The organism is Rothia sp. HMSC066G07, from assembly GCF_001814485.1.
GTDB lineage: Bacteria > Actinomycetota > Actinomycetes > Actinomycetales > Micrococcaceae > Rothia.
On sequence record NZ_KV816926.1, the window covers coordinates 145,681 to 153,054 of the forward strand.

A 7,374-nucleotide genomic window follows, 5' to 3' on the forward strand; every position below is an offset into this window, starting at 1 on the left:
TAACGGGGGTATGCGTTCGGTTGGTGGATACCCTAAGAGGCTCGAATCACGTCTTTTACGCCTCGAGGGGCGGAAGATAGCGCTCGCACACCGCAAGCAGGCGCTCACGTAGCCCAATGGAACGCTCCGACAGCTCACGCTGAATGCGTACGTATTCAGCCTTGCCCTCGATCGTCTCCACCGGAATCGGCTCGTACCCCCAGTCGCGAATATCGTAGGGGGCGGCGCGCATGTCCAGCTCGCGCGCATCCCACGCCAGGTCGAAACAATCCATGACCAGGGTTGAATCAACCAGAGGTAGCAGCTTGTACGCCCACTTGTACACGTCCATATTCGCGTGCAGGCACGCGGGCTGTTCCAGGACGCGCTGCGTCTCGCGGGTCGGCTGCAGCTCGTTCAACGGTGCCGCCTGCGGCATGAAGAAACGGAACGCATCAAAGTGCGAGCAGCGGATGCGGTGCTCCTCCACCACGCGGTCCGTGCCCTCCGCACCCAGGCGCAGCTGTAGGTAGTCGTGGCGAATATTGTTCTCCACCGACTTGTACGCCATCGCCCACTCGTGCATGCCGAAGCAACCGAACTGGCCCTTCTTCGCGGCCGTATTGCGCAGAATCTCGTGGGTGAAGGCGAGGGCGGTGGCGCGGCGCTCCACGAAGTCGGTGACGTCCACGGTGACGGCGGAGGCCGCCTCCGCCTGAGCGCGCGCCTGCTCGGGGGCGCATCCGGCCTCTAGGAGTTCCTGCTCGGTGGCGGGTCGGTAGAAGCGCCAGGAGGCGCGCTCGGGGGCGTCCAGCAGAATGACGCCGGCGCCAGGGTGCCAGCGCTTGAACTGGCCGGGCTTGAGCGTGTAGTAGGTGAAGAGGAAATCCTCCACGGGGTGCACCTCGTGGAGGGCGCGACGCTGTGCAAAGGGGTCGGCGTAGCGGCCGGCGCGCACCTCGTGGGCGGCCGCGGCGGCACGCCATTGACGGGCATCCATCACCTGAGAAAACACAACACTACTCATGCTTCTAGGGTAGAGCACCCGCACGCCCACAAATACACAGACAAAAGGGAGGGGCGGCGCCGGATCAAACCGGCGCCGCCCCTTACCGAAGCGTACAGCTCGCGAACGAGCTAACCCTCTCAACCCTAGCGGCCGGTGCCACCGTACACGGTAGCCTCGCCCTCGGTGTCCAGACCGAACGCGGTATGCACCGCGCGAACGGCCTCATCCAGCTTGCTCAGCTCGGTAATCACCGAAATACGAATCTCAGAGGTCGAAATCATGTCGATGTTCACGCCCGCCGAGGACAGAGCCTCGAAGAAGGTGAACGAAACGCCGGGGTTGGTCTTCATGCCCGCGCCAACCAGCGACAGCTTGCCGACCGACTCGTTGTAGATAACCTCCTGGAAGCCCAGCTCGGCCTTGGCATCCTCCAGCGCCTTCAGCGCGGTGGGGCCCTGTGCCTGGTTCAGGGTGAAGGAAATATCGGTCACGCCGGGGCGGTCGGTGGGAACGTTCTGAACGATCATGTCCAGGTTCACCTTCGCCTCGTTAATCAGGCCGAACACCTTAGCGGCCGAACCGGGAACGTCCGGAACGCCAACAACGGTAATCTTTGCGCGGGTGCGATCGTGCGCGACACCGGAAATCAAGGGCTGCTCCAAGGGAATCTCCTTCAGATGAATGGGGGTCAGTTCCGCGGACTCCTCCGGAACCACGATAGTGCCTTCAAGGTCCGAGAACGAAGAACGCACGTGAAGCTTCAAGTTAAAACGACGAGCATACTCGACGCTACGCAGGTGCAGAATCTTTGCACCGTTCGCCGCCATCTCCAGCATCTCCTCGCTGGTGATGGTATCCAGCTTGTGCGCGGTCGGCACGATGCGCGGGTCGGCGGTGAACACGCCGTCCACGTCCGAGTAAATCTCGCACACATCGGCGTTCAGCGCGGCGGCCAGCGCAACGGCGGTCGTATCGGAACCGCCGCGGCCCAGGGTCGTAATGTCGCCACTCTGACGGTTCATGCCCTGGAAACCGGCCACAATCGCGATATTTCCGGCCTCGACGGACTCACGGATGCGATCGGGGCGAACCTCCACGAGGCGCGCCGAACCGTGCACGCCGTCGGTAATCATGCCAGCCTGCGAACCGGTGAAGGACTGCGCCTTAGCGCCCAGGTCGTTAATGGCCATCGACAGGACGGCGGTCGAAATGCGTTCACCGGCGGTCAGCAGCATGTCCAGCTCACGCGAGGGAACGACATTGCTGGTGACCTCTGCGGCAAGGTCGAGTAGCTCATCGGTGGTGTCGCCCATAGCGGACACCACGACGACCACATCGTTACCTGCCTTCTGAGTGTCCACGACGCGGCGGGCTACGCGCTTGACGCCCTCCGCATCCGCTACGGAGGAACCGCCGAACTTTTGGACGATCAGGCTCATAGAATTCTCCAGGTCTGTTATATCTGTGCCGCCGGCAGAGCGCCGGCTCCTCACCTATAGTAGACGGCGTTCAGGCCGGGCGGCTAACTTACCAGCCGTGTGTATTGACTTGTGGAATATTACCGAATGTTACGCGGGTCGTGGCGGGCCCGGGAGCGCGAACCCTACCGCGCACGTACTAGTGGTGGAAGGCTAGGTCCACGGGTTCACGTAAGTCACGCCCGGCAGCGGCGGAACGTCCGGCTTCGGGGTGCGTAACGGGGCGTTCTGAATCGAGCGGATGCGCTCCTCGTAGTCGGCGCTGCGGAACACCTCGTGAGCCTCCTCGGGCTCTTCGGGGTTCTCGGAGGCAACGGAGCCCTGGGAAACGGTGGGGTCCTCGGGGCTTTCGGACGTCTCAGGGTTTTCGGGTGTTTCGGCGTTCTCCGCTGCGGGTTCCTTGGCGGCGGGTTCGGCCTCGGGGGCCTCAGCCTCGCCGTCTACGGCGGCCGAAGCCTCCCCGCCGTCCTGCAGGACCCGTTCGATGAGCTGCTCATCTACCGTGGCCTGCACGCCGGCGGGCGCGGGAGCCTCACCGGCGGGAGTACCCGGTGCCTCCAGGTCATCAAACATGCTCGAATTCCAGCGGCGACGACTCTGCTTCGCCTCCTGAGCCTGAACCTGAGCCGCCTGCTCACGCTCCTGCTCCTCCTCACGGTTCACGCGCTCAAAATCCTCGGCGGCAGTATGAGCCACCGCCGTGCCCTCGCTAATGACGCGGCGGCCCTCCAGCGCGCGGCCCAGGGTAATCTCGTCCGCGTACTCCAGGTCGCCACCGACCGGTAGACCCGACGCGAGACGCGACAGACGCACACCCAGTGGCACGAGCATGCGCGAGAGGTAGGTTGCGGTCGCCTCACCCTCAAGATTCGGGTCCATCGCCAGAATAATCTCTTGGATACGCTCATCCGCCAGGCGGGACACTAGCTCACGAATACGCAGCTGCTCCGGGCCCACACCCGCCAGCGGGTTAATAGCGCCGCCGAGCACATGGTAGCGGCCGGTAAAGGAACGGGTGCGCTCAATCGCCACCACGTCCTTCGATTCTTCGACCACACACAGCACGGACGGGTCGCGGCGCTCATCACGACAGATTGTGCACAGCTTCGTCTCGGAGACGTTACCGCACTCCTCGCAGAAGCTCACGCTGGTCTTCACCGTGGAAATGGCGTTGGCTAGGCGCGCCATATCGGCAGCATCCGCATTCAGAATGTGAAAAGCGATGCGCTGAGCCGACTTGGGGCCCACACCCGGCAGGCGGCCGAGCTCATCAATGAGGTTTTGAACTGCTCCCTCGTACATGGCTTCTCCTTACAAATGCGGTGTGTTGTGCTGGTGTGTTGTTCTTGTGCTGGTGTGCTGTTCTTGGGCGACGTTATGAGTATGCACCCAACCCCTGACAGTTTAGGGGCGTTTCGCGTAGCGAGTATGCGGCTGGAATGAGTGCGCCCGCCATCGGTGCGATGGCGGGCGCGGCACCTACGACCCCGGGTTAGGGCTGGTGCAGGGGGCGTTCGTCAATGACGGTGCCACCAATAATTTTTTCGATAGCGCGCAGACCGATGAAGGTGCTGTTTTCGACCTTCTCATCATCCTCAGAGACGTAGTCTTCATCGGATGCGGTGCGTGCCTGGCGAGCCGGTGCCGCCGACGTGCTCGGAGTCGGTGTGCTAGGAGTCGGTGCTGGGGTTGCGTTAGAAGCCTGCGCTGCGGGCTTCTCATCGCTTGCCGGAGCAGTATCAGCCGGTGCTGCCTGCGGTGTCTCTGCCAACGGACCAGCAGGCTCAACCGGATTAGCAAGCGGACCTGCCGGTGCTACAGGCTGAGCAGGCATTGCGGGCGCGGTGGGTGCCTCAACCGGTTCAGCGTAGGCAGGCTCATCCTCAAAAGGGGGCTCCTCCTCATACGGAGGTTCCTCCATGTGAGGGGGCTCCTGCGAGAACGGGGGCTCTTGTACATGCTGGGGTTCAGTAGCGCTCTCCTGCTGCGGAACTCCACTACCGGAGGCCGCAAAGGAATCACGCTCACCAAAACCGCCCGCCGGAGCAACCGGAACCTGCTGAGCTACCGGAGCAACCGGGGGCTCAGGCGCAAGCGGGCCCGCCGGGGCTTCCTGAACCGGTGCCTGCACTGCCGCCTGGGCAGCCTGCTGAGGTGCCTCCTCGGGGGCGCTCTGCGGAATCGGGGCAACCTCCCACGCACCCAGGGGCGCATCCACGCTCGTAGACTCGGGGGTGTTTGCGCCGGTCAGCGGCTGACCGTGGCGACGCCACGCATCCTCACCGCCGCGCGGACCATCAGCCAGAGGCGCCGGCTGAGCGGGCTGCGGGGGAGTCTGCTGAACGGGCTGCTGAGGCACCTGCGGGGCAACAGTCGCAGGAACTGCAGGCTGCGCTGTGGGCGCACTGGGCGCTGCGGGCTGAGCAGCAGGCTGAGCTGCGGGCTTGACCTGCTCACCGGGCTTCGCCACCTGAGCGTGAATGGTCACCTGACGGCGCAGAAACTCACTCACGCGGGCGGTCAGCTCGGGCACAAAGCCCTTGACCGCGCGCAAAGTCGCAATGTCGGCGCTCACGTACAGGGTTGCGCCGTCCATGCGGGCGGGGCGAACCTTCATCAGCTGCTCCGCCGCACCGGGAACGCTCATTCGGTTAAGAATGGCGCGCCAATTACCCTGAACCGCCGCCAGGGGATCGTTCGGGTCAAGCTTCAGAGGCGCGGAGGGGGCACCCGCCGCAGCGGCATCAGCTACAGAAGAAGCGGGGGTATCCGGTGTCGCCGGGGCGTTACCCGCTAGGGGAGCACCAGCCGCAGGTGCGGACTCCTGCGCGGTCGGTGCCAGAGGTGCAGCACTAAGGGGCGCACCTGCCAGCGGGGGAGCACCCGCGCTAGCCTGCTGAGAGCCGCCCCGCTGAGGGGCTACCTGCTGCGCGGGCTGAGCTGTCTCCTGAACCGGGGCGCTAGGAGCCTGTGCACTAGGTACCTGAGCTTCAGTAACCGGAGTCTTAGGTGCCTGGGTCTTAGGCATTAGACCAGCCGCCGCCATACCCGCCGCACGAGCCGCAGACATGCCGCCCTGCGCCGGGGCAGAACCAGCGGAACCCGAGGAACCAGCAGTACCAGAAGCCACGCGGCGCTCCAAAACCTGCAGGCGAGAAGCCAACGCCGCAACCTCAGCGCCACCGGCAGAACCCTCCGCCGCAGGCAGAAGCAGACGAGCACACAGCAACTCCAGCTGAAGCTGCGGATTCGCCGCACCCGTCATACCATTCAGAGTCTCATTGACCGTACCCGCAGCAACCGTCAGCTCACGCTCACCCAGAGCCTGAGCCTGCTGGCCCAGGCGCTCCAACTGATCCTGCGGAACACCCTGCAAAATCTGGCCGGCAGCCTGCGGAACAGCCTTCACCACAATCAAATCACGCAGACGCTCCAGCAGATCCTCCACAAAACGGCGAGGATCCTGACCGGTCGCCACCACACGCGACACCGCGCCAAAGAGAGTCGGCGCATCCTTCGCACCCAACGCCTCAATGACCTCATCCAGAAGCTGCGCGTGGGTATAACCCAGCAGCGCCACCGCACGGTCATACTCAATACCGCTCTGCGAAGACGCACCAGCCATCAGCTGATCAAGAATCGACAGCGAATCACGCACCGAACCGCCGCCAGCACGAATCACCAGCTGCAGCACACCCGGCTCCACAGCCACCTGCTCCTGATCGCACAGGCCCTGCAGGAACGGCAGAAGAACCTCCGGCGGAACCAGACGGAACGGGTAATGGTGAGTGCGCGAACGAATCGTACCCAGCACCTTATTCGGCTCAGTCGTCGCGAAGATAAACTTCACGTGCTCCGGCGGCTCCTCCACAATCTTCAGCAGCGCATTGAAACCCTCACGGGTCACCATATGCGCCTCATCAATAATGAAGATCTTGTAACGGTCACGCACCGGCGCCAAAGTAGCGCGCTCACGCAAATCACGGGCATGATCCACACCGCCGTGGCTCGCCGCGTCCATCTCAATCACGTCAAGGGAACCGCCACCATCACGCGAGAGCTCACGGCACGAATCGCACACACCACACGGAGTAGGAGTCGGACCCTGCGCGCAGTTCAAGCAACGCGCCAAAATACGCGCCGACGTGGTCTTACCGCAACCACGCGGACCCGAAAACAGGTACGCGTGATTCACACGGTTCTTCTCCAAGGCGACCATAAGAGGTTCGGTCACGTGCTCCTGCCCGATAACCTCAGCAAAGGTTTCGGGGCGATAACGACGATAAAGGGCAGTGCTCACGGCAACCTCTTCAACTCGGGGGTGCGGATAGGACAATCCCTACCATTTTAGACGCTTTACTCTCGGCCCGAGTGGCCGACAGTCACCGGTGAACACGCCACCGCACCACCGCCACCGCGACACCTACTATGGACACTCACCCGGGCGCTCACCCGGGCGGCATGTACGCCCACAGAAATACCGCGAACACACCGAATTCCCAAGAACCCAAAAATCCGGTACACTGGTTCTTGCCTCTTACGTGGCGTTATCTTGGAAAACTCCCCCAGGACCGGAAGGTAGCAAGGGTATTCGAGCTATGACGGGTGCGTAAGGGGTTTTTCTATGCCCAAAATCAGGCACCTGGGTAGTTCACGCCCGTCATACCCGTCTCACTGTCGTTCGACGGCTTCAACCCAGGATTTATATCCTCGCTCGCTCGGAATCCTGGGTTTCAGCGGTTGCGTAGGAGGTTTTTTCATGCCCAAAATTAGGCACCTGGATAGTCCGCACCCGTCATATGCACTGCGTGCCCGCTCCGCTGGCGCTCCGCGGCTTCGGATCCGGATTGATTCTTCGCTCGCTCAGAATCCGAATCCTCAGCGGTTGCGTAGGAGGTTTTTTCATGC

Annotated in this window: 4 protein-coding genes and 1 other RNA gene; 1 reads left to right on the forward strand and 4 read right to left on the reverse strand. The window is 63.0% G+C overall.

Annotated elements, in window-relative coordinates:
- Positions 1-55: 55 nt before the first annotated feature.
- From HMPREF2971_RS05560 to HMPREF2971_RS05575, 4 genes are all read right to left on the reverse strand, one after another.
- Positions 56-1,006, reverse strand: coding sequence for a 3-methyladenine DNA glycosylase (locus tag HMPREF2971_RS05560; RefSeq protein WP_070691826.1), 951 nt, complete (start codon positions 1,004-1,006; stop codon positions 56-58).
- 125 nt (positions 1,007-1,131) lie between these two features.
- A complete protein-coding gene (locus tag HMPREF2971_RS05565) occupies positions 1,132-2,427 on the reverse strand; it encodes an aspartate kinase (protein WP_049333969.1) in 1,296 nt (431 codons plus the stop codon).
- A gap of 192 nt (positions 2,428-2,619) precedes the next feature.
- Positions 2,620-3,768 carry a recombination mediator RecR gene (recR, locus tag HMPREF2971_RS05570; RefSeq protein WP_070691828.1) on the reverse strand — a complete coding sequence of 383 codons (1,149 nt, stop codon included), beginning with the start codon at positions 3,766-3,768 and terminating at the stop codon, positions 2,620-2,622.
- Between the two features lie 190 nt (positions 3,769-3,958).
- Positions 3,959-6,766: a DNA polymerase III subunit gamma and tau gene (locus tag HMPREF2971_RS05575; protein WP_070691830.1), complete on the reverse strand. Its 2,808-nt coding sequence runs from the start codon at positions 6,764-6,766 to the stop codon at positions 3,959-3,961.
- Positions 6,767-6,994: 228 nt separating this feature from the next.
- Here HMPREF2971_RS05575 and ffs point away from each other — a divergent pair.
- Positions 6,995-7,091, forward strand: an RNA gene (ffs, locus tag HMPREF2971_RS05580) — signal recognition particle sRNA small type.
- Positions 7,092-7,374 lie beyond the last annotated feature (283 nt).